This is a genomic window from Streptomyces filipinensis, from assembly GCF_014649495.1.
Lineage (GTDB): Bacteria > Actinomycetota > Actinomycetes > Streptomycetales > Streptomycetaceae > Streptomyces > Streptomyces filipinensis.
The window spans coordinates 68099-90015 of the sequence record NZ_BMTD01000006.1; the positions used below are offsets into that span (position 1 = coordinate 68099).

Sequence of the window (21917 nt, forward strand, 5' to 3'; positions counted from 1 at the left end):
GTGGTGCGGCCATGGTGCGCATACCACGGCCGCAACCTTCTGATCCGTAGCTCTACAGAGGTCGGTCATTGAAGGTCAAACAGGTTGCCATGACGCTTCTGAGAGCCGGTATGGGGCGCTGCCGGTTGCTGTGGTTGCTGTACTCCGCTGCTGTACAACGTCATCACAGATCCATGCGGAATTATGATCCCGGATCAGGGGCGAAATAAGAGGAGGCCGCTATCGACGGTCCGGCAGCCGCAGCATTTTCGTATGCCTCGTCCATCAGGTCGACAAATCGAATCTGCCGCGCATCCCCTGTCGCCTCTGCAAACTCGCGCCAGCCTGCGGAACGATCGACCCAATGATCTCGCGCTCGCTCGCCCCGGAAGTGCAACTCAAGCTGGACACGTGTTGCGTCGTCGTTCACACGCTTAAGCAAATAATCGGAGTAGTATTGTGTAACGATCAAATGTGTGAAGTGGAGTTGCCTTGCTAGAGTCAAAGGGAGTGGGCTCTGCGATGGTGCCCAGCAAACGAGAAGCTCAGGATCGTTGATCGACATAAGCGCCAGCTCGCGGTGCGCAGCACGCCGCTCTTCCTCGTTGGATATGTCGGTCTGGTGAGCTTGATAGGCGAGAGATACTGCAACCCCAATTAGTGCTGCACCCGAGAAGATCACGGAGAGAAATCCGTAGGCTTGTCCGACGTTACTGAGTGATTGCCAGTCTTCTCCGAGGAATGAGAGACCCTTGAGGACTAATGGGGTCAGCGCGATGGTGGCGATTGTGGCAACGGCGATACCCCACGGGAAGTGTCTGTTTCGCCAGAGTTTCATGTTTTACCCCTTGTTTCTTCGTTCTGCCGGAATCTGCTACCAGGCTGTTTGTCCATGGCTCGTTGAGGGGGATGGTTCCCAGCTCTGTGCGACGCCATACGAGCGGTCGGTGGAGCGATTTTGGGCTGGAGCTGCTTTGGCGCGAGTGATCATGGCCCCGTAAGCTTGCGGCACGTCGGGCAGTCTGTGGACCTGCCCGGTAAAGCACGACGTTGGGGCCATGATCTGCGAGGCTCGCGCCAAAGTGGCTGCCTAAAATCGCGGAGCCGACCGCCCCAGCCACGACGTACCCCTTCTCTGACGTCAGGCGGCTGATCGCTGTGCGCGCGGGACGGGCGCCGGCCGGGCTGGAGCGGGACGAAGGCAGGAGCGCAGGCCCGGCCGGGGGCCGGGCCGCGCGCGGGGAGCGGAGCGAGCCGCCTTGACGAGGTAGAGAAGATTCCATCAAGCCGACGGGCCAGAGAGGTCTGACCAGCCTCACGGTCCTTTCCAGCGTGGGAAGCTGGGACGGGACGATTGGCTGACCGAGAGGGAGAGCGGGTGTCGCAGCAGGCCAACCCTCGGGGAACTTTCCTGAAGATCGCTGACGCGCTGAAGACGCGGATCGAGGAAGACCCGGACATGACGGTGCTGCCGTCACTGACCGAGGTCGTGCGCGATTTCAAGGTTTCGCGTGGCGTGGCTGTCCGCGCGTTCGGCGTGCTGAAGCAGGAAGGTGTTGCCGAACCCGCGCCGGGCGAACGGTGGCGCGTCGTGCGCTCGGGGGCGCAAGTCGACCGGCGTCCGCTCCATCAGAGGATCGCGGACGTCATCACGGCTGATGGCCTTGAAGTAGGGGAAGCCTTTCCGAGTGCTTCGGCGCTTGCCGAGCGGTTCGACGTCTCACGACCGACCGTGACCAAGGCGTTGGAGAAGCTGGAGGCCGCCGGCGTGCTGGCGGGGGGCGGACAGGGCAGGGTGCGGACGGTCCGCGCCGTGCCGACGCGAGAGGAGCGTTCGTAGCTTGCCGAAGTTGACGGAGTGGGCCTATCCCCTGGCTGAGTCCCTGCTCGCCGAATCGTTGCCGCAGCGGTGGAAGCACTGCCTCGGGGTCGCCGAGCGGGCGCGTACGGTCGCGTTCATCCTTGACCAGGATGCGGATCTGCTGGAGTCCTCAGCGGTCCTGCACGACATCGGCTATGCGCCGGACCTGGCCAAAACGGGCTTTCACCCGCTGGACGGCGCACGCTACCTCCGGGACGTGGCTGGCGCCGACGAACGCGTGATCAACCTGGTAGCCCACCACTCCTGTGCCTGGATGGAGGCGGAAGCGCGCGGCATGCGGGAGGAGCTGGAAAGTGAGTTCCCTCGCGAGCGGGAGCACCTGAACGACGCGCTCTGCTATTGCGACATGAACACCACACCAGATGGCACGCCCACGAACCCGGTCGATCGGATCAACGAGATCGCCGGGCGGTACGGGCCGGACAGCCTGATCGGTACATTCATCCGCCGGGCGGAGCCCGAAATCCTCGCGTGCACGTCCCGCGTCCTTGAACGGGTTGCCGCGACCAAACGTCAGCCGATGTAGGGCGCCGTGCGCGTTTGGTCCATGGCGTGCTCGATCCGGAGGCGCATGGTGGGGTGCACGTCCAGCGACGCCAGGTCCGCAGGGTCGACCCAGCGGACCTGAGTCGTCTCGTCGCTCGTACGAAGTTCACCGCCGACCGGCCGGGCACGGAAGCAGATGCTGAACTGCTGGCGCACCTCGCCATCGTCGTACTGCATCACATGCCCGGGGTCCGTGTAGAGCCCGGACACGTCGACGACTTCCACCTTGATCCCGGTCTCTTCCCAGACCTCACGCACGACGGTGTCACTGATCGACTCGCCCACGTCGTGACCGCCCCCGGGCAGTGCCCAGCGCCCGTTGTCGGACCGCTGAATCACCAGCACCTGACCAGCGTTGTTCTGCACGAACGCGACGACGGACGGCACGACCGAATTGGCCGGCGGGGCGTCGGGGTCGTGCAGGTAATCAATGCGTCCCATGCTCAGGCTCCTGTGATGTCGCGGTTCGTGACCTGGCGGGCGCCTCCCCAGGTCTGTTCGATGCTATTCGCATAGGTGTCGAACAGGCCGCCGCCCGGCATACGCCGCAGGTGGAAGACGGGCGCCATGTAGGCGCCGATGCCATAGACGTGGGGGTTGACGAGCATCTCGTCATCGGACCGGTAGATGGAGTTGTAGAGCGTGGTCGCGTGGAGCCGGAAGCCGATTTCAGGGTGGCTCTCCATGAGGGGCCGATAGTTCACCAAGGCGTTCCGGATCTTGCCATCCATGATTCGGTGCCCCTCATCTATGCCACGCTGTCGGACGGCTTCGCAGTCTGGGTCCCCGAGCAGGATCCGCACCTGCGTGGACCCCTCCACCTTCTTCTTCAGAAGCCCGTGGAACAACGGATCCTCAGACAGGAAGAGCCCGGAGTAGACGAGAACGTCTAGGTTGCTCTCGGCTCGCTCGTAGAGGTCACGCCAGAGACTGGCCGGCACCGTGTGTCGATGCGGGTAGACAGCAACGATCTCGGCTTTGGTCAGATCCGTAGCGCTGTCGACGGCCCGGCTGTCATCCCACAGCGTCGTCACGTCGACGTTCAACGCCGCCGCTGTTGCGTACTGGTGACGCCGGTACGGCACTTTTCCCTGGGTGATCCAGCGTTCGACGGTTTTCGGGATGACGCCGATCTCTTCGGCGAGGCTCTGCACGGTCATGCCGCGGGCGAGGAGGGCGGACCGTAGACGCTCGTTCGACATCTGCACCCCCGTAGGGACTTCTAGGACTTCTTGACCGTAGCCAGAAGGCCGGGAGCTGTCCACGTGCGGGCTGACCAACTCCCCTGACCTGCCGCGATTCTGAGTGTGCGCCAAGAAGTTCCGGCGCGAAAACCAGGCGGTTCCGTCGGCGTACTTGACGGGACCTTATGCAGTACCTGTAAAACAGGTACTACTCGACCGAACGAAACACCTCGGTCGGAAGGCGGCTTCATGCCGCATGCGCAGAAGGCGGGGACGCTGCAATCCCGCTGAAGGCCAGAGGACAGGGCTTCGACCCGACTGGCGAGGTGGCCCGGTGACCGCGAGCAACGGCCGGAGAGTGGGGACGTGGTCCCCCTTGCAGTGCTTCACACCCCTGTTGATCTCGCCTGATGGGAAATCCAGTGCACCGACGAAGACTGTGGGCGCCGCCGCGACGGACCGGTCGGCGACGCCAGTAGGTCATCCCGGTCGGTGAGCGGAACGTGCGCTCGCGGCCGATCCGGTCCGCTCTGTACCTGCCATCGCAGCGGCTAGCGCTGCGGCCGGTTGCCTCCCTCGCCCGTCCGGTCCCGCGCTTGGCGCGTCGGTCGTACGGGCGAGGCGCGGGGAGCCGGACTTACCCGCTTCAACGGCTCGCGGCTCCGGTGCTGGCACACCGGAGCCGCTGTTGTTCGGGCCGTTCCCGTCTCACTGGAGTCCATCCCATGAAGTGCATCGTTGCTGGTCATGAGGCCGTCACCGGCGCGGATTTCGCGGAGCTGGCGCTGGGCACCCCGGTTGAGCTGTGGCTCGGGGTCGACGGCGAGAGCGAGGAGGAGCGTGCGGCCCGTCTGGACGCGGCGCGCGACATCCTCTCCGATCCCCAGTTCAGCGACCTGTCCGACGACCTGATTCGCCTGGCCGCGCGGGTCGTCGAGGACCACCCGGACCTGTTCAACGTGGTCCCGCTGGTCCGCCCCTCCCGCCGCGTGCCGCGCAAGGGGGTCGCGGCATGAACGAGGGCCTGACGCTGGACGACCTGGCCGTGCCGCTGCGGGCGCTGCGCCTGCTCGCTGCGGACTTCGGTCACCTCGCCGCCCCGACCGTCGGGGTGAGCACCATCTGGCCGGACCGGCTGGAGCTGTCGTTCCACGGCGACCTGGCCGACTTCGAGGCGTGGCGCGACGCGCTGGGCATCGCCCCGGACGCCGTGACGCACAGCGCGCAAAGCGAAGGCCGCACGCGCGTCCTGCTCGCCTTCGGCCAGTACACGGGCGCCATGGTGAAGCTGGTCGCCTACGCCGACGTGCCCGCCCCAGCGCTGGTCGGAGCGGCGGCCTGATGGCGGCGCTGGCCGAGTGCTTCGACCCGAGCGGCGCCCGGCACGGCATTCCCACCTACCCGTGGCGCTGTGCGCCGGACGGGCTGCTCACCAGGCGGCAGTTACGGGCCTATGGCCTGCGCCCGGGCGGTCAGCCGGTCGCCGCGCAGGTCCTCCGCCTCCGTCACCGGCGAGGGCCGCTGGTCGCCTACCTCTACCGGCTCGACCAGGCCAAGCCGGTCCGACCGATGACGGACGCGAAGCGCCGGGCACTGGAGAGCGCGATGCGCGCCCGCCGGACCTGCCCGCAGTGCCGCACGGACGCTGGCTACGTCATCCCCGCATCCCTCGGGGTGTGCGTCCCCTGCGCCTACCCCGACGACCAGCGCGCCGCCTGACCGGCCCGGTCAGGCGGTCATCCACCCGACAAGGAGACAGAGCAGTGAAGCATCCCCCGGAGAAGTCCCTAAGCTGGGGCCAGACACTCGTACTGGGCGCCACGGCGCTGCCCATGGTTGGCTTCGGCGGCCTGGGCGCGTGGGGCACCTACAGCAACATCACATCCGTTTTCCACCGCTCCGCCACCGCGCTCGGTGTGGTCGCCGCGGGAGAGGGCGCCACGCTGGTCCTGGCGCTGACCCTGGTGGGCCTGACCATGCTGGGCCAGTCCTCCCCGGCGGCCGTGCGATTCGGTCTGTGGACGCTGCCGGCGGTGGCCTCCCTGACCGGCGCGGCAGTCGCGCCGACGGGAACGGAGTCGGTGGTGTTCGCGTTCACCCCGATGGCCATGTGCGTGGCCGCGGAGGGCATGGGCCTGCTGGCCCGCCGGATCGTGGTCTACCGCACCGGAGTGGACACCGAAGCGCAGCGCCGCAACGCCGCCGTCATGCAGCGGCTCGCCTACCACCGGGCCCGCGCCGCGAACCACCCCGACGAGGGCGCGCGCAAGGACTCGGAGCTGAAGTCATGGAAGCTCGCGAAGAAGGTCGGCGCGGGTGACGCTCTGCTCGGGGCGCACCTGGTCCACGTGCAGCGCGAGCGGATGACGGCCGGCGCCGATGCCGCGCTCGTGGGCATGTTCGCCCTGCCCGTCACGGCCCCCGGCACGGGCGTGACGGCCGCTCCCGAACCGGCCGCCGTCGAGGCTGCGAGCGATGAGGGCGTCACGGGCGTCACGCCTGCCGTGACGGAGGAAGACACGCAGGTCACCGCCGAGTTCGAGACGGTCCCGGCCGGGGCCGTTACGCCCGTGACGCCTCCCGTCACACCCCCCGTGACGCTGGAGGAGATCGCAGCTGTGGCCGGCGTTGCGACCCCGCAGCCCGGGGAACCGCTGACGGATGAACAACTGATCGTCGTCCTTAGGCACCTGCGCTACAGCGACGACCCGCCGCTGTCCTACCGCCAGGCCGTGACCGCGTTCCGTGAGGGCGGGTTCGTCGGCGGTGAGCAGCGGGTGCGTAAGGCGTGGGGCTCGCTGATGTCCCACGAGGAATCGGAAGCCTGAACCGACAGTCCGGCACCATCAATGAGGGCCAGCCCACGGCAATTGGGCTGGCCCTCATTGCGACTGCCAGAAGCAGTCGACCGCACCAGTGAAGCAGACCCGGTGAGCCCCGGCGAGCGGCACCCTCGCAGACCCGGTGAGCAGACCCGGTGAGCCTCAGCACACGGTCTGAACTTCCATCCTCTGAAGGGGACTTCCTGGTGAACCGCACATCCGTCACCCGTCACGGCCTGATCCTGCTCGGCTTCACCGCCGTTACCGCGGTAGCCGTGGTGATCGGGGTACGCCTGGACGCCTACGGCGTTCCCCTCGTGCTCCTGCTGGCCTGTGCCTTCTCTCTTCAGACCAGCCTCATGAGCCTGCTGTTCCGACTGGTCGACGCGCTGTCGTCGACCACGCACCGCTGCTCCCGTCCCGGCTGCGACTTCCAGGTTTGGCTGACCGGCGTGGACGCCGCGGAGAACCGCCGCTGGCAGGAGATCGCCGGCAACCACCCTCACCGCACCGTCTGACAAGGAGACGTCACTGTGTCCAGCCGTACCCGCACCCGCGGCGTGAAGACGGCCGCGGGTGTCCACACGATCCACATCCCGCGTCAGCGCGGGCGCCGGCGTGCTCAGCCGTTCGTGGTCGTCGTTCCGGAGCAGCCTTCCTTGACCCGCGAAGCGCTCGGGTTCCTGGGATGGGTGCTGTGGCGCTTCCGCGGGGCGCTCGCTCCCACCTTCCTGGCCGTGCTGGCCTGGCCGCTGGCCTGGATCCTGCACGCGCTCGCCTGGTGGTCCGGTCTGCTGATCGCGCCCCTGGCCGTCGCTCCCGTGCTGTGGCTCGGCTTCGTCCAGATCCGCCGCCCGGCGCGCACGGCCGCGGTCGTCTGGCGGGCGGGTCTGGCCCTGCTCGCCACGGCCGGGTTCGCCTGGCTGGCGCTGGCCGCCGGGTTCGGGCCGCTCGCGGGACCGCTGCCCCTGATCTGGCTCCTGGCCTGGCTGGTCGCTCAGACCGCGTGGCTCATCGTCCGGCGCTCCCGCTGACCCGAAGGGACCTGTCTGATGGCAACCTCCCACGCCGCTCCCACCGCCGGAGCCAACGGCTCGCAGGCCAAGCGCGCGATGAACAGCAAGAACTTCGGCGCGACGTTCGCGCCCGGCTTCACCATCAACGTCAACGCCAACAAGACCAACAACGGCGTGGCCGCCGTCGCCAACGGCTCCGGCGCCAACGGCCGTAGCAGCGCGGAAGCGCTGCTCCCGGCCCCGGAGTTCACCTCTCCCGCGCAGGTGCGGAACTACTGCAACAGCCTGCGCGCGGCGGCCGTGACGCTGTCCATCGAGGTGGCCATGGGTGCGGAGATCATGAAGGGCGTGCTCGCTGCGGTCCCGGACCCCGAGGGGCGCCCGTTCGGCTCCCGGGCCCGCGCCGCGAAGGTGGCCCGCAAGATGCAGAAGTCCGCCGACGCGCTGCGGGATGCCGCGAAGAACGCCGCGGCCTGCTACTCGACCTTCCAGCAGCAGTACGAGGAAGAGATCAACCGCGTCCGCCACCGCGCCCGCCGGCCGCAGCAACCGGTCATGAACTGGGCTCAGCAGTAAGAAGGGGGATCATTCGATGGCTGAGCGCGACGCACAGCATCAGCTCGCTGAGCTGCTGGAACTTCAGCTCCGGGGCGGCTCGGACGCCGGCGGGGTGGGCAAGTACCTGCTGCACCGGGCCAAGCCGCACATCCCGCCGTGGCTCGGCTGGGTCGGGACCGGCCTGGCCGGGGTGCTGGGTCACCTGCGGTGGGCCGACAGCGCACCGGCGGCCGTGGGCCTCACCCTTGGGTCGGTGGTGCTGACAGGTGCCACCTGGCTGATCGGCAAGAACACCAGCCAGCAGCGGCGCCTGCACTCAGCCATCACCGTGGCCGCGGGCTCCGCCTGGCTGACTGCTGCCTGCCTGGCGGGCCCCACCGCGAATCCGGTCGGGGACCTGTACCTGATGGGCGGGCCCGCCCTGGCCCTGTCCTGGAACGTGCGCCTGGTCCTGCGGCACACCCCCGACGCGTCCGGCGAGAGCTCCGACAAGGGGCTGCTGGAGAAGGTGGGGCTGGCCAGGGCGCAGATCGGCAACGCCAAGGTGGAGCCGAACCGCGTCACGGCACCGGTCGCGCTGGAAGCCGGCACCCAGACCAACGACGACATGACCAAGGCACTGGGCAACATCGCATCCGCCCTGGACCTGCCGAAGTCCGCCGTCCGCTACACCCCGGACCCGGGCTCCGCACGGCGCGGGGAACTGGTCATCGTGCCCGAAGATATGCTGGCGGAAGTCGTCGAATGGGAAGGGCCGTCGAACCTGGGCGGTTCGATCGCTGGGCCGCTCGTCATCGGCCGGTACGACGACGGCGCCCTGCTGGTGATCTGGCTTCCGGGCGACCCGGAGGCGGGCCGTAACTCCACCCACGTCCTGGTGGCAGGCGGTACCGGGTCCGGCAAGGGCGACACGGCCCTGAACCTGCTGACAGAGATCCTGTCCCGCCGGGACGTGATTGTGTGGTTCTCCGACCCGAAGGCGTTCCAGGACTTCGCTGCCCTGCGCCCCGGGCTGGACTGGGGCGTCGAGGGCGGCACCCCGACCGAAGTCATGGTTGCGGCCGTCGAGGCCGCGATCCCGGCGCGTACGCGCTGGCTGGGTGCCCACGGCTACCGGCAGTGGGTGCCGGAGGCGGCGCAGGCACAGAACAGCCCTGAGCACACCTGCCGCCCGGACGGGCGGCCGTGCGGTTGTGAGGGGATGCCGTTCCTGGTGGCCTGGTTCGAGGAGGCCGCCAACACCCTGCGCGCGCTGGGCGACGACGCGTTCACTGGCATCGCGCAGGAAGCCCGTTCCGCCGGTATCTCGCTGATCGTGTCGCTACAGCGGCCGTCGTACGACCAGATGTCCACCTCCACCCGCGCCTCTCTGCCGTCGGTGATCGCGCTGGGCTGCGACGCACGCGACGAGGGGTTCTCGCTGCCGGACGAGGTCCTGGCCGCGGGCGCCCACCCCGGGGCGTGGGGCAACCGGCGTCCGGGCTACTGCTACGTCGTCTCGCCCGGCATCCCGGAGGACCGCTATCCCTCGCCGGGCCGTACCCGGCGCTTCACGCACCGGGCGGTGCCGGTCATGGAACTGCTCGCTACCTGGGCACAGCGCAACGGCGCCAAGGCCGACCCCGTCACCGCTGGCGCCGCCTCCAGCGTCGCCGGACGCGCCTACACCGGCCGGGCCGCGTCCGGCACCGAGCAGCCGACCGCCCTGCGGGCCGTCGAGCAGGAGGAGGACGACATGGAGCAGGGCGGCTTGCTGGTCGACCCGGAAGACCAGGGCATCGAGCCGGAGGCCGCCCTCCCCGCGCCGGAGGAGGGCGATGATGCCCCGATCTTCGGTCAGGAGACGGGACGCAAGCCGTCGCCGGAGGAGGCCCGGCGCCTGTTCGCGGACGCGCTGGCGGAGTTCGAGAGCGAGGGCCGGATGATCGTGGGCCCGAAGGACTTCACCGACTGGTGCGACCGGCACAACCTGTCCCGCTCCTGGGTGTCCCTGCGGCTGAAGGAGGCGGCGCAGGAGGGCCGGTTGGAGGCGACGAACACCACCGGCCGGTGGCGCATCGTCCCCGCCCTCACGGCCGCCTGACGCCCGTAACGCGTTACGCCCGCCTAACACCCAAACCCCTAGGCAGGCACGCGTGTTACCCGCCCTAACAGCGGCCGGTGACGCGGCCTAACACCTGCTCGTAACACCCTCTCGCGGGCCCGCGTTCACCCCTGGTGACGCGGGCCCGCGGCCGTCCCGAAGGGAGTCCCCGTGAGCCACCCCGAGCGGCCCGCGGCCGTCGAGATCCACCACCCCCAGCCGGTCACCGTGCACCCACCCACCGCGCCCTTCGTACCGGTGCTGCCGGGCCCACCGCCGGCCGTGCAGAGCGTCGTCCTGCCGGACGGCCGCGTCGTCACCGGCTACACCCTCACCTCCGCGCCCGCCCCGGCGCCGGTCGACACGCGGCCGGCCGTCTCGCGAACAGCGGTGAACATCGCGCTCGGGGGCATCGGGTTTGCCGCGGTGTGCGGCGGCCTGTTCCTGCTCACCTCGTTCATCGCCGCCCTGACCGCTTTCATCACCCAGCTCATCATCCTGGCCGCCGTCATCTTCGGCGGATGGATCGCCGTGCAGATCTTCGGCGCCACCGGCCACCACGACCGCGGCGGGACCACGGTCAACATCCGCAAGGCCGTCATCAAGCGCAACCACTTCCACGGCTGACCCGAGAGGAGCGCCGTGTTCGAGATCCGCGTCATCTGCGACCGAGCCGACACCGCCTGCATCGGCCACACCCTGGCCGCCGCGTTCGTCACCGGCCCGACACGCCAGTGCCCCACCCGCGACGGCAAGCGGGTGCGCCTGTACTTCACCGCCGACCACCAGCCCACGACACCCGAAAGCGAGTGATCACATGTCGTTCGGAGAGACCCCGATCACCCTCGTCGGCAACCTGACCGACGACCCGGAACTGAAGTTCACCGAGGGCGGTGCCGCGCTCGCGAAGTTCACCATCGCCGTCACCCCTCGCAGCTTCGACCGCGCGTCGAACCAGTGGAAGGACGGCACCACCGCGTTCTACCGCTGCGCTGCCTGGCGCACCCTCGCCGAACACGTCGCAGAGTCCCTGGGCAAGGGATCCCGCGTGGTGGCCATGGGCCGGATGCGACAGCACGACTGGGCCACCGACACCGGCGAGAAACGCTCGATGCTCGCCGTCGAGGTCGACGACATCGGCGCGTCCGTCCGCTTCACCACCGTGACCATCAACGGCAAGCGGCCCGCCCAGAAGGGCCAAGCCGGTGACGACCCGTGGGTCGCGACCAACGCCCCCGCCACCGGCGGGGCCAGCGGGGCGGAGGGCATCGAACCGCCGTTCTAGAGATGCCCGGGGCGGCCATCGCTCGCCAAAGTCCGTGGCCGCCCCGGCTCCCTTGTCCTGACCACACAACAGGAGCTGCTACGTGCTGACCCTGACCGATCTGTTCTGCGGCGCCGGCGGATCCTCCACCGGCGCCGTCGCCGTGCCTGGCGTGCGGGTGCGGATGGCTGCCAACCACGCCCGCCACGCGGTCGACACTCACCAGGCCAACCACCCCGACACCGACCACGACTGCGCGGACGTCTCACAGGTCGACCCGCGCCGCTACCCGACGACGGACATCCTGTGGGCGTCTCCGGAGTGCACCAACCACTCCATCGCCAAGGGGCGGCGCCGGGGCCACGGCGAGCACACCGATGGCCTGTTCGCCGCTTCCGGCGCTGACGAAGCGGCGATACGTTCGCGGGCGACGATGCACGACGTGCCGCGCTTCGCCGAGGTCCACCGCTACCGGGCGATCATCGTGGAGAACGTGGTGGACGCCTACTGGTGGGGCCCCGAGCAGGCGCCCGGCGCGGCGTTCTCCGCGTGGCTGTCCGCCCTGCACGCCTGGGGATACGAGCACCGCATCGTGTGGATGAACTCCATGCATGCCGCCGCCTACGGTCCGCCCGCCCCGCAGTCGAGGGACCGGATGTATGTGGTGCTGTGGCGCAAGGGCGAGCGCATCCCCGACTTCGACAAGTGGACCCGCCCGCAGGCCGACTGCCCCGTCCACGGCCGTATCCGGCCCATTCAGGGCTTCAAGAGGCCGGACCGGCGTTGGGGCCGGTACGGCAAGCGTGCCCAGTACGTGTGGCGCTGCCCGCGGGTGGAGTGCCGTAACCAGGTGGTGGAGCCGGCCGTGCGCCCGGCTGCGGAGGTCATCGACTGGAACCTTCCCGCGCAGAGCATCGGTGAGCGCAAACGACCCCTGGCCGCGGACACGTTGCGCCGCATCCGGGCCGGGTTCACCGCGTTCGCCGAACCGGTCGCCGTGCCGGTGGAGGGCCGCGACGGCAAGCGCGCCGCACCCGTCTCGGCTCCACTGCGGACAGTCACGACCCGGAACGAAACCGGGCTCGCCCTGCCGCCGTACATGGTGGAACTGCGCGGTGGCGGCTCCTCGCACCGCGCCATCACCCAGCCGCTGGCGACGGTGACCGCTGGTGGCAACCACCACGGCATCGTCACCGCTCCCGACCTGGTGGTGCCGTACTACAGCAACTCAGCCGCCCGCCCGGCCAGCTGGCCGCTGCCCACCGTGACCACCGTCGACCGGCACGGCGCCCTGTACGGCGGGACCGTCAGCACGGTGGAGGAGTGCCGGTTCCGAATGCTGGAGCCGCACGAGTACGCCGCCGCGATGGCCTTCCCCGACGGCTACAAGCTGCTCGCCAGCGACAAGCGCACCCGCGTGCTCATGCTCGGCAACGCCGTCACCCCACCCGCCGCACGCGACCTGGTCGCCATGGTCACCGAAGCCATCACCGGCGAGGAACTCCCCCTCGCGCACGGCCAGTAGAAGCGCCCGGGGCAGCCACCGTCTCGCCAAAGTCCGTGGCCGCCCCGGCTCCCTTGTCCTGACCACAGAACAGGAGAACCACCAGCATGCACCAACCCACCCCAGCGGCGCTGCTCTCCGCCGCTCTGGCCGCCGCCGCTCGCGGCTGGCACGTCCACCCGCTCCGCCCCGGCGGCAAGGCCCCCGCGCTGCACGGCGAGCACGCCTGCCCGCATAGCGGCCCGTGCGCCGGCGGCCACGTGAAGTGGGAGCAGCGCGCCACCACCGACCCCGACCGCATCCGCGCCGCCTGGACGACGGGCCCCTACAACGTCGGCATCGCCACCGGCCCGTCCGGCCTGGTCGTCATCGACCTGGACGTCCCCAAGCAGAACGGGAAGAACAGTTCGGACGCGCCTTGCGGCGCGACATCCTTTTCGGCGCTCTGCGAGCGCGCCGGACAGCCATGGCCGACCACCTACACGGTGCGGACGCCCAGCGGCGGCATGCACCTGTACTTCACGGTGGGGCCCGGCACCCAGCTGCACAACAGCGCCCGCACCCTCGCCCCGTACGTCGACACCCGCGCATGGGGCGGCAACGTCGTCGCGGCGGGCAGCATCACCCCCCAGGGCGTCTACGAGGCCATCAACCGGTGCCCGGTGACGGAACTGCCCACGTGGCTGATGCGGGAGCTACAGCGCCCCGCCCCCGCCCCCGTGACCGTCGCGCCGCTCATCGTTCCCGGGGCGGCCACCCGCCGAGCCACGGTCGCCCTGGAACGCGAGACCGCTGCCGTCCGGGGCACCGGACAGGGCGGCCGGAACAACCGGCTGCTGGAGGGCGCCCGCGCCCTGGGTCGGTTCGTCGCATGGGGCGAGATCCCGCGGGACGTGGTGGAGGAGGCTTTTCAGGCGGCCGGCGAGGCGGCCGGACTCGCACCGGGCGAGTGCCGGGCCACCATCCGCAGCGCCCTGGACTGGTCGATTCGCACCTGCCGGCCCAGGGACGCCGCATGACCCCCCGCCCTGAAAAGCCCACCGCACCCACGTCCGAGCGCTTGCGCCCGGCTGGTCACGGCGCCGACGGAGGCCGTGGCACGAAGAGCGACGGCCGACAGGCCGTCCTTTCAGCTCTTCGTTCTGGCCCGCACCCGACCGGCCACGCCCGCCCCGACGGCGAGGATCCGACGCCGGACCGGCCGGGGATCCGCATCTACGCCCCGCCCTTCTATCGCCACCACTACGACGGCGCGCGCTGGTCCAAGCGCTACGGCGACACCCCCACGGCCGCCTACGCCTGCCCCTGCGGCCAGACCGGCACGGCCCGCGGCCGGGACGACGTGGCCGCCCTGGTGACCGACTACGCCGCTCACAAGCACTTCTGCACCGGCACGCCTGTCACGCACACCGAAAGGAGGAACGCCGCATGACCAACACCAACGGGTCCGCCCCGTTCATCGACGGCGCCGCCCTGCTCGATGAGGTCGAAGCGTTCCACCGCCGCTTCAACATCTTCCCCACCGAGGCCGCGTACGTGGCCGTGACGCTGTGGGACGCGCACGCGCACCTGATCGACGCCTTCGACGGCACTGCCCGCCTCGCGTTCCTCTCGCCCGAGCCGGGGTCGGGCAAGTCCCGCGCGCTGGAGATCGTGGAGACGCTCACCCCGCGTGCGGTCACTACAGTCAACGCGTCCGCCAACGCCCTGTTCCGGCTGGTGGAGGCCGACGGTGGAACCCCGACGCTGCTCTTCGATGAGATCGACACCGTGTTCGGGCCCAAGGCCGGGGGCAACGAAGAGGTCCGCGGGTTCCTGAACTCCGGCTACCGGCGCGGCGCGAAGTCCCTGCGCTGCGTCGGGGACGGCTCGAACCAGTCCACCGAGTGGTTCTCCTCGTTCTGCGCCGTCGCCATGGCCGGACTCGGCTCCCTGCCGGACACGATCCTGACTCGCTCGGTCATCATCCGGATGCGCAAGAAGGCCCCCAACGAGAAGGCCGAACCGTACCGCCGGCGCGTCCACGAGAAGCAGGGCCACGCCCTGCGTGACCGGCTCGCCGAGTGGGCCGCCACCGTGCACGACCAGGTAGCCGAAGCCTGGCCCGAGATGCCCGACGGAGTTTCCGACCGGCCTGCCGACGTGTGGGAACCCCTGCTCGCCGTCGCCGACGCGGCCGGCGGCCACTGGCCCGAGCGCGCCCGCGCCGCCTGCGTCGAACTCATCAAGGCCGCCCAGGACGGCGACGAAGCCTCCCTCGGGGTCCGCCTGCTGACCGACCTGCGCGACAAGGTGTTCTGCGGCGCCGACCGCATGCCCACCGCCGCCATCCTCGAAGTCCTCCACCGGCTCGATGACGCCCCCTGGGCCGACCTGAACGACGACGGCAAACCCCTCACCGCCCGCGGCCTGTCCAAGCTGCTCAGCCAGTACGTCCGCCCCGACAACACCCCCATCCGCCCCCGCGGCATCCGGGTCGGCAGCGGAACCCCCAAGGGCTACTACGCCGAGGATCTGACCGACGCCTGGGCCCGCTACTGCCCCCCACCCCCCGAGAAGTCCGCAACATCCGCAACAGCCGCAACACCGCAGGTCAACGGGGGTGAATCCGTGGCGGAAGACCCCGACGAAAGCCGCCACACGTCTGCGGAAGCCGACACACGCCCGCTGCGCGCCGTCGGCTGACGCCCCCGGCTCCCACGGTGCCGCCGCGCCACCACGCGGCGGCACCTATCCGCAACACAACCGCCATCCGCCACAAATTCAAGCCGTTGACCAGCAATGTTGCGGCGTGGCGGATGTTGCGGATTTCCAGAAGGGCTACGCAGCGAGCGACCTATGAGGGAGGAACCCATGGATACGGCTGCTACCGCCTCTTCGGTACAGCGCCGTCTTCACAGCGTGGAAGCTGCGGCCGCGCTCATCGGGATCGGTCGTACCGCGACCTATGACGCGATCCGCCTCGGGCGCCTTCGCACCGTCCGTTGTGGCCGCCGGCGTCTGGTGCCCACCGAGTGGATCGACGAATACGTCGAACTTCTCAAGCGTGAGGCCGAGGCCTCCGCTTGACCGCAGCCGCAACGAAGGGCCGCGCCTCCGAGCGCGGCCCTGCTCCTTTTGGGAGGGAAGACAATGACTGAGGCGCCCGAGCGGCGTACCAGGGCCGGGCATGGCGACGACTCGATCTACTGGGACAAGTCCAAGAACAGGTACATCGGCGCCGTGTCTCTCGGCTACACCCCGGCTGGCAAGCGCAATCGGCCGAAGGTGTCAGGCAAGACGAAGGCTGAAGTTCGCCAGAAACTCCGCGAGCTGAAGAAGGAGCTGGCTGCGGGCGTCAAGACGCCCGCCAACTACACCGTTGCTCAAGCTGTGAGCGATTGGCTTGCCCAAGGACTCAAGGGGAGGGAAGCGACCAGCGTCGACACGTACAGGAGCCTTGCTGACAACCACATCATCCCGCAGCTCGGGAAAGGCAAGCTGCGGGACCTTGAAGCTGACGACCTGGATGCGTGGTTGGAGGCTGAGGCCGAGGTTCTCGCAACGCAGTCTCTGAAGATGGTGCACTCGGTCCTACGACGCTCGATCAGCCATGCTCAGAGGAGAGGCAGGGCTGTCCGTAACGTCGCTGACCTGGTCGAGGTACCGGAGGGGCGATCGGGGCGGCCGAGTAAGTCGCTTTCTTTGAAGCAGGCTGCTGCTGTTCTCCGTGCGAAGGAAGGAACCTGGATTCACGCCTACGTAGTTCTGTCCCTACTTGTAGGTGTCCGGCCGGAGGAAGCACGGCCCCTGACCTGGTCGCACGTTCACCTGTCACGGTCAGGAAAGGAAAAGCCGCACGTGGACGTGTGGCGTTCGGTACGCCGGCATGGTGAGACGAAGACCCGAAAGAGCAGACGCTCGCTGGCCATGCCGCAGCAGACCGTCGTCGTCATGAGGGCTCACAAGCGCCGCGAGCAGGCTGCGTGCGTCGCAGCCGGCAGGGAGTGGACCGATGAACGACTCGTCTTCCCGACGGAGACGGGTGAACTCCGCAGTGCCCTGAACGTACGCCGGAACTTCAGGACCCTGCTCAAGGAGGCCGGCTTCGCGAACCCGAAGGAGTGGACTCCGCGCGAGCTGCGGACAAGCTTTGTGTCCGTGCTGTCGGACCACGGGATCCCGATCGAAGTCATCTCGCGTCTCGTTGGGCACAACGGCAGTGGAACGACCGAGAGGGTCTATCGCAAGCAACTGCGCCCGGTCATCTCCGAGGGAGCAGAGGCCATGGACGACATCTTTGGGGACAATGAGGAGGCGGTCGAGGACGACTGCCCAGACGGCCCCTGATTTCGCAGCCGTGGCTCCCTGTTTGGCTCCCCAAGGCTAGAGGAGCCCCCAAGGCCCCGCCTCTGAACTGCGGAAACGCTGCTCTACGGGGCCTTTGGGCTCTTACGGTGCCGTTAAGGCCGGACTAACCGGCAGCTCAGGCAGGACGGACTTGTGTAACCGGCCTTTGGCGTCGCACTGTTGGCCGGTATTCGTCCATACGGTCAGGAGTCCCGGCTTGTCCACGCACACCCCCGCTCACGTCGTCGACCCCGCCGGCGGCTGCCCGCACGCTCTGAACGCCGACCTGCGGGGGCGGGGGCCCGTTGCGGACATCGTCCTGCCCGGCGGGGTGCCCGCGGCGGTCGTCCTGGGGCACGACGCGCTCAAGGAGTTCCTCTCCCACCCCGAGGTGGCCAAGGACGCCCGCCACTGCCCGGCCCTGAACGACGGCACGATCCCCGCCGACTGGCCGCTGCGGGTCTTCGCCAACGCCCAGGGCATGCACACCGCCGACGGCGCCGACCACCGCCGGTTGCGCTCCCTCGTCGGCAACGCCTTCACCGCCCGCCAGGTGGAGCGGCTGCGGCCGCGCGTCGAGGAGCTGACAGCCGGCCTCCTCGACGACCTCGGCCGGGCCGCCGCCGAGGACCCGCACGGCGTCGCGGACCTGCGCACCCACTTCGCGCTCCCGCTCCCGATGAGCGTCATCTGCGAGCTGCTCGGCGTGGACCCCGAGCACCGCGCCCGGCTGCACGACCTCACCTACACGGTGGTCATCGCCACCGACACCACCCCGGCGGAGGTGATGGCCGCCGTGCACGAGCTCGTCGAGCTGCTCGGCACGATCGCGGCCGCCCGCCGGGCCGCCCCCGGCGACGACCTGACCAGCGCCCTGATAGCCGCCCGCGAGGACGGCGGTGACCGGCTCAGCGAGGCCGAACTCATCGGCACCATGCGCCTGATGCTGGTCGCCGGGCACGAGACCACCCTCAACCTGATCAGCAATGCCGTACGGGCCCTGTGCACCCACCGCGACCAGCTGGCGCTGGTCCTGGAGGGCGAGGCCAGCTGGTCGGACGTGGTGGACGAGACGCTGCGCTGGGACGGCCCGGTCAGCTGGTTCCCCTTCCGCTACCCCACCCGCGACCTGGCCCTCGGCGGCACCGTGATCCCGCAGGGCACCCCGGTCCTCGCCGGCTACACCGCCGCCGGGCGCGACGAGGCCTTCCACGGCCCGGACGCCGACCGCTTCGACGTCACCCGGCCCGGCGCGGCCCGGCACCTCTCCTTCGGACAGGGCGCGCACTACTGCGTGGGCGCCCCGCTCGCCCGCCTTGAGGCCACGATCGCCCTGGAACGGCTCTTCACCCGCTTCCCGGACCTCGACCTCGCCGTCCCCGAGGCCGAACTGCCCCGCCAGCGCAGCTTCATCGGCAACAGCGTCGAAGCGCTCCCGGTCCGCCCGGGGCGCCCGCACCGACCCGGCTCAGACCGCGCTCGGACAGGTAACGTGCGTCCATGAGCGAGAACGACCCGGAGCGCGTGCGGGCGGCCGTCGGTGGTGATGTGGCGGCCGTCGGCGCGGTGACGGACGCGGCCTATCAGCCCTACATCGAGCGCATCGGCGTGGTGCCGCAGCCCATGGAGGCGGACCATGCCGCCAACGTGGCCGCCGGGAAGGTGTTCGTCACCGGCGAGCCCGTCCAAGGGCTCGTGGTGATCGAGGCGTTCGCCGGATATCTCTTCCTGGACAGCATCGCCGTCCGGCCCGACGCCCACGGCACGGGCGTCGGGCGGCGGCTGCTGCACTTCGTCGACGCCCGCGCGCGTGAGCTCGGGCTCGGCGAGATCAGGCTCTACACGAACGCGTTGATGTGGGAGAACCAGAAGATCTATCCGAAGTACGGATACGAGGTCGTGGAACGCCGTGTCGACGGACCGTACGACCGGATTCACTACCGCAAGCGGCTGGACTGACGGGTCCCGGCGGGTCAACCGTCGGGCCACCAGGTGCGGGCGATGTCCCTGCGCACTTCGGGGCGCCTCGTGGGGCGCTCCTCCGCCTCGTCGGGGATCCGGCGGCTGTCCGTCCTCTTCAGGGGCTTCTGCACGGTCACGCGGCGCATGGCTGCCTCCTTCAGTGCCTACCGAGTTCCGCGTTGTCGCGAAGGTAGACGCTCCTGGGGAGCGTTCCTCATCGGAGCCGGGTTGTCAGTGGCGGGTGTCACTCTTGCGGCATGACGAACGAGACTGCCCGAACAGGTGCGGTGGGCGCCCCTGAACTCCGCGATCTGGACTGGGACGCCGAAGCGGCCGCCTTCGACGAGGAGCCGGACCACGGCCTGCGCGACCCCGGGGTGCGCGCGGCCTGGGCGGACCGGCTTCGCTCCTGGCTGCCCGAGCGCCCCGCCGACGTCCTCGACCTCGGCTGCGGCACCGGCAGCCTGTCGCTCCTCGCGGCCGAACAGGGACACCGGGTGACGGGCGTCGACGCGTCCCCGGCGATGGTCGAGCGGGCCCGCGCCAAGCTCGCCGGGCGCGACGCGGTGGTCCTGCACGGGGAGGCGGGGGCTCCGCCGGTGGGGGAGCAGCGCTTCGACGTGATCCTCGTACGGCATGTGCTCTGGACGTTGCCGGGGCCCGACCGGGTGCTGCGGCACTGGCGGGCCCTGCTGCGGCCAGGAGGCCGTTTCGTGCTGGTGGAGGGCGTCTGGGGCACCGTCCACCCCGTCGGCATACCCGCCGGCCGGCTCGCCGCGCTGCTCGCACCGCTGAGCCCCGACGTACGCGTGGAGCGACTGTCCGACGACCCTCTGCTGTGGGGGAGGGACGTGGACGACGAGCGGTACGCCGTGGTGGCGACGGTGTGAGCGCGGCCGGCGGCGGCTGAGGGGGTCAGGCCAGCAGCGCCTCGAAACCGCCGGTGCGGGCCAGTGTCTCCAGCTCGCCGAGGGCGGCCACGGCGGCGGACGCGGCCTCCGGGTCCGTCCGCGTGAGCCCGCTCTCGGCGAACTCGTCCTCGTCCAGACGCCGTACGTCCGAGCCGTCGGCGGAGCGCCACAGGTCCAGGTCGAGGTCCTCGACGACCAGTTCACCGTCGCCGCGGACCGCCGGACGGGTGATGTCGCAGTACCAGCCCTTCAGGGTGCCGTCCGCGGCGCGGACCTCCTTCACCGCGTACCAGCGGTCGCGCCAGTAGTACTCGGTGAAGACGTCCCCGGGTTCGAAGCGGACGAAGCCGAAGTCGCGGACACCGGAGCCCGCCCAGGGCGCGCGTACGGTGATGCGGGTGCCGTCGTCCTGGACCAGCGCGGCCGGATAACGGATCTTCGTCCGGCCTGCCTTGACCAGCACGACCTCCCACCAGATCGTCGGTTCAGACGAGATCGCGGGCATAGCGCACCTCCGTCGCGCAGATCTCGTAGCCGAGCCATCTGTTGATCGCGATCATCGGCTCGTTCCCGGCGTCGTTGCCCGTGAAGGCCTCGGTGATGCCGGCCGCCCGGGCCCGGTACAGGGAGTGGATCTTGGCGAGCTTGGCCAGGCCGCGCCCGCGATGGGACCGGGCGGTGCCGGTCATCGCGGTGGTGTAGCGGGTGCCGCCGTCGGTGTAGGCCACGCTGAAGGCGACGGGACGGCCCTCGGCGCACGCGGCCACCGTCAGGTGGTGGTTCAGCAGCGGATGCTTCCAGTGCTGCTCGATCCAGGCCTCGTAGTCGCTGTACTCGTAGTCGAGGTCACCCGGTTCGTCCCGCATCGTCTCCGCGTCCAGCTCGAACAGCGGGCGCGGATCGTCCGCGAAGTCCGCGGCCGTCCGCAGCTCGATGCCCGGCGGGGTCCCGGGAACGGGAGGCAGGGCGGAGTCCGCCAGGTCGAGGCGCAGGAAGTGGGCGGACCGGCTGCTGTGGTAGCCGTGGCTCTCGGCGAAGGCGCGGTTGGCCGGCTCGTCGAGGACCCAGCTGAGCAGCCGGGTCGCTCCCTGGGCGGTCAGGTGCTCCTCGGCGGCCCGCAGCAGGAGCCGGCCGGCGCCGCGACCGGTCCGGTCCGGCCGGACGTAGATGTTCAGCAGGCCCTGTCCCGGCTCGGTGCTGTCGTGGGCCAGATGGACCTGAGCCGTGCCGATCACCTCGCCGTCCTCTTCCGCGATCAGCGGACGGTACCGCGCCTCGGGCGGCAGGTGGAGGGCGTTGTGGCGGATCGAGTCCGGGGTGAACAGGATGTAGGGAAGGGCCAGATGGCGGACCCGGGCGAAACCCTCGGTGTCAGCCGGCACATCGGGGCGCAGGTCGCGCACGATCACTGTCATGAGCAGGCACGGTAGGCGGAGGCGGACCGGGGTTGCCTCTCATTTTCCGCCCGGTGCGGGACAATCGCCCCGTGAGCCTGAAGATCCGCATCGAAGACAGTGCGCCCCCGTACGAGCAGGTGCGGGCGCAGATTTCCGAGCAGGCCAGGTCCGGTGCGCTGCCGGTGGGGTACCGGCTGCCGACCGTGCGGGGGCTGGCCGAGTCCCTGGGCCTCGCCGTGAACACCGTGGCCAAGGCGTACCGGGCGCTGGAGAACGACGGGGTGATCGAGACGCGGGGGCGCAACGGCACGTTCGTGGCCGCCGCCGGCTCGGCCGCGGTGCGCGAGGCGTCCTCGGCCGCGCAGGCGTACGCCGAGCGGGTGCGCAGGCTCGGGCTCACCGAGGAGGAGGCGTTGGCCGCCGTGCGGGATGCCCTGCGGGCGGCGTATGGGGAGTGACCTGGTGCCCGGCTGAGGAGAG

Annotated in this window: 29 protein-coding genes; 23 read left to right on the plus strand and 6 right to left on the minus strand. The window is 69.8% G+C overall.

The window, feature by feature from the left end:
• Positions 1–181: 181 nt before the first annotated feature.
• Positions 182–817, minus strand: a complete 636-nt coding sequence (locus tag IE244_RS15695; protein ID WP_191874147.1) for a DUF6082 family protein — start codon at positions 815–817, stop codon at positions 182–184.
• A 540-nt stretch (positions 818–1357) separates the two neighbouring features.
• Between IE244_RS15695 and IE244_RS15700 the strand changes: the two genes are divergently transcribed.
• Positions 1358–1819, plus strand: coding sequence for a GntR family transcriptional regulator (locus IE244_RS15700; protein ID WP_191874148.1), 462 nt, complete (start codon positions 1358–1360; stop codon positions 1817–1819).
• 1 nt (position 1820) lies between these two features.
• Positions 1821–2387, plus strand: a complete 567-nt coding sequence (locus IE244_RS15705; protein ID WP_191874149.1) for an HD domain-containing protein — start codon at positions 1821–1823, stop codon at positions 2385–2387.
• On the opposite strand, the gene IE244_RS15710 is transcribed toward IE244_RS15705, so the two are convergent.
• On the minus strand, positions 2375–2848 hold the full coding sequence (locus IE244_RS15710) for an NUDIX domain-containing protein (protein WP_191874150.1): 474 nt from the start codon (positions 2846–2848) through the stop codon (positions 2375–2377). The two genes, IE244_RS15705 and IE244_RS15710, sit on opposite strands and share 13 nt — an antisense overlap.
• 2 nt (positions 2849–2850) lie before the next feature.
• On the minus strand, positions 2851–3609 hold the full coding sequence (locus tag IE244_RS15715; RefSeq protein ID WP_191874151.1) for a helix-turn-helix domain-containing protein: 759 nt from the start codon (positions 3607–3609) through the stop codon (positions 2851–2853).
• Between the two features lie 707 nt (positions 3610–4316).
• On the opposite strand from IE244_RS15715, the gene IE244_RS15720 reads away from it, so the two are divergent.
• From IE244_RS15720 to IE244_RS15810, 19 genes are all read left to right on the plus strand, one after another.
• On the plus strand, positions 4317–4607 hold the full coding sequence (locus IE244_RS15720) for a hypothetical protein (RefSeq protein WP_191874152.1): 291 nt from the start codon (positions 4317–4319) through the stop codon (positions 4605–4607).
• Positions 4604–4933 (plus strand): hypothetical protein, encoded by a 330-nt coding sequence (locus IE244_RS15725; protein WP_191874153.1) that lies wholly within the window; start codon positions 4604–4606, stop codon positions 4931–4933. The genes IE244_RS15720 and IE244_RS15725 overlap by 4 nt, the downstream gene beginning before the upstream one ends.
• Positions 4933–5310, plus strand: coding sequence for an RRQRL motif-containing zinc-binding protein (locus IE244_RS15730; RefSeq protein WP_191874154.1), 378 nt, complete (start codon positions 4933–4935; stop codon positions 5308–5310). Before IE244_RS15725 ends, IE244_RS15730 begins: the two co-directional genes overlap by 1 nt.
• Before the next feature lie 44 nt (positions 5311–5354).
• Positions 5355–6419 (plus strand): hypothetical protein, encoded by a 1065-nt coding sequence (locus IE244_RS15735; protein ID WP_191874155.1) that lies wholly within the window; start codon positions 5355–5357, stop codon positions 6417–6419.
• A 200-nt stretch (positions 6420–6619) separates the two neighbouring features.
• Complete coding sequence (locus IE244_RS15740; protein ID WP_191874156.1) at positions 6620–6931, plus strand: hypothetical protein; 312 nt, start codon at positions 6620–6622, stop codon at positions 6929–6931.
• 15 nt (positions 6932–6946) lie between these two features.
• Entirely contained in the window at positions 6947–7447 is a 501-nt protein-coding gene (locus IE244_RS15745) for a hypothetical protein (protein ID WP_191874157.1), read from the plus strand.
• 18 nt (positions 7448–7465) lie between these two features.
• Positions 7466–8005 (plus strand): plasmid transfer protein TraA, encoded by a 540-nt coding sequence (gene traA / locus IE244_RS15750; protein WP_191874158.1) that lies wholly within the window; start codon positions 7466–7468, stop codon positions 8003–8005.
• Positions 8006–8021: 16 nt separating this feature from the next.
• Positions 8022–10070 (plus strand): plasmid transfer protein TraB, encoded by a 2049-nt coding sequence (traB, locus tag IE244_RS15755; RefSeq protein WP_191874159.1) that lies wholly within the window; start codon positions 8022–8024, stop codon positions 10068–10070.
• Positions 10071–10241: 171 nt separating this feature from the next.
• Positions 10242–10697, plus strand: a complete 456-nt coding sequence (locus tag IE244_RS15760; RefSeq protein WP_191874160.1) for a hypothetical protein — start codon at positions 10242–10244, stop codon at positions 10695–10697.
• Positions 10698–10712: 15 nt separating this feature from the next.
• Positions 10713–10883: a hypothetical protein gene (locus tag IE244_RS15765; RefSeq protein ID WP_191874161.1), complete on the plus strand. Its 171-nt coding sequence runs from the start codon at positions 10713–10715 to the stop codon at positions 10881–10883.
• Positions 10884–10887: 4 nt separating this feature from the next.
• On the plus strand, positions 10888–11355 hold the full coding sequence (ssb, locus tag IE244_RS15770; protein ID WP_191874162.1) for a single-stranded DNA-binding protein: 468 nt from the start codon (positions 10888–10890) through the stop codon (positions 11353–11355).
• An 82-nt stretch (positions 11356–11437) separates the two neighbouring features.
• Entirely contained in the window at positions 11438–12859 is a 1422-nt protein-coding gene (locus IE244_RS15775) for a DNA cytosine methyltransferase (protein ID WP_191874163.1), read from the plus strand.
• Between the two features lie 86 nt (positions 12860–12945).
• A complete protein-coding gene (locus tag IE244_RS15780) occupies positions 12946–13857 on the plus strand; it encodes a bifunctional DNA primase/polymerase (RefSeq protein WP_191874164.1) in 912 nt (303 codons plus the stop codon).
• Complete coding sequence (locus tag IE244_RS42020; RefSeq protein ID WP_229854145.1) at positions 13854–14270, plus strand: hypothetical protein; 417 nt, start codon at positions 13854–13856, stop codon at positions 14268–14270. The genes IE244_RS15780 and IE244_RS42020 overlap by 4 nt, the downstream gene beginning before the upstream one ends.
• Positions 14267–15523, plus strand: a complete 1257-nt coding sequence (locus IE244_RS15790; protein ID WP_191874165.1) for a DUF3631 domain-containing protein — start codon at positions 14267–14269, stop codon at positions 15521–15523. The genes IE244_RS42020 and IE244_RS15790 overlap by 4 nt, the downstream gene beginning before the upstream one ends.
• A 168-nt stretch (positions 15524–15691) precedes the next feature.
• Positions 15692–15907: an excisionase family DNA-binding protein gene (locus IE244_RS15795; RefSeq protein ID WP_191874166.1), complete on the plus strand. Its 216-nt coding sequence runs from the start codon at positions 15692–15694 to the stop codon at positions 15905–15907.
• A gap of 63 nt (positions 15908–15970) precedes the next feature.
• Positions 15971–17167 (plus strand): site-specific integrase, encoded by a 1197-nt coding sequence (locus IE244_RS15800; protein WP_191874167.1) that lies wholly within the window; start codon positions 15971–15973, stop codon positions 17165–17167.
• A 217-nt stretch (positions 17168–17384) separates the two neighbouring features.
• Positions 17385–18671, plus strand: coding sequence for a cytochrome P450 family protein (locus IE244_RS15805; protein ID WP_191874168.1), 1287 nt, complete (start codon positions 17385–17387; stop codon positions 18669–18671).
• On the plus strand, positions 18668–19126 hold the full coding sequence (locus IE244_RS15810; RefSeq protein ID WP_191874169.1) for a GNAT family N-acetyltransferase: 459 nt from the start codon (positions 18668–18670) through the stop codon (positions 19124–19126). Before IE244_RS15805 ends, IE244_RS15810 begins: the two co-directional genes overlap by 4 nt.
• Positions 19127–19140: 14 nt before the next feature.
• Here the strand turns inward: IE244_RS15810 and IE244_RS42790 are convergent, their stop codons facing one another.
• Positions 19141–19275 (minus strand): hypothetical protein, encoded by a 135-nt coding sequence (locus IE244_RS42790; RefSeq protein ID WP_268252894.1) that lies wholly within the window; start codon positions 19273–19275, stop codon positions 19141–19143.
• Positions 19276–19386: 111 nt separating this feature from the next.
• Between IE244_RS42790 and IE244_RS15815 the strand changes: the two genes are divergently transcribed.
• Positions 19387–20019: a class I SAM-dependent methyltransferase gene (locus tag IE244_RS15815; RefSeq protein ID WP_191874170.1), complete on the plus strand. Its 633-nt coding sequence runs from the start codon at positions 19387–19389 to the stop codon at positions 20017–20019.
• A 25-nt stretch (positions 20020–20044) separates the two neighbouring features.
• On the opposite strand, the gene IE244_RS15820 is transcribed toward IE244_RS15815, so the two are convergent.
• Positions 20045–20545, minus strand: coding sequence for a ribonuclease FAU-1 family protein (locus IE244_RS15820; protein ID WP_191874171.1), 501 nt, complete (start codon positions 20543–20545; stop codon positions 20045–20047).
• Positions 20526–21455 carry a GNAT family N-acetyltransferase gene (locus IE244_RS15825; RefSeq protein ID WP_191874172.1) on the minus strand — a complete coding sequence of 310 codons (930 nt, stop codon included), beginning with the start codon at positions 21453–21455 and terminating at the stop codon, positions 20526–20528. Before IE244_RS15825 ends, IE244_RS15820 begins: the two co-directional genes overlap by 20 nt.
• Positions 21456–21526: 71 nt before the next feature.
• Here IE244_RS15825 and IE244_RS15830 point away from each other — a divergent pair, with 71 nt between their 5' ends.
• Positions 21527–21895, plus strand: coding sequence for a GntR family transcriptional regulator (locus IE244_RS15830; RefSeq protein ID WP_191874173.1), 369 nt, complete (start codon positions 21527–21529; stop codon positions 21893–21895).
• The last annotated feature ends 22 nt before the right edge of the window (positions 21896–21917 follow it).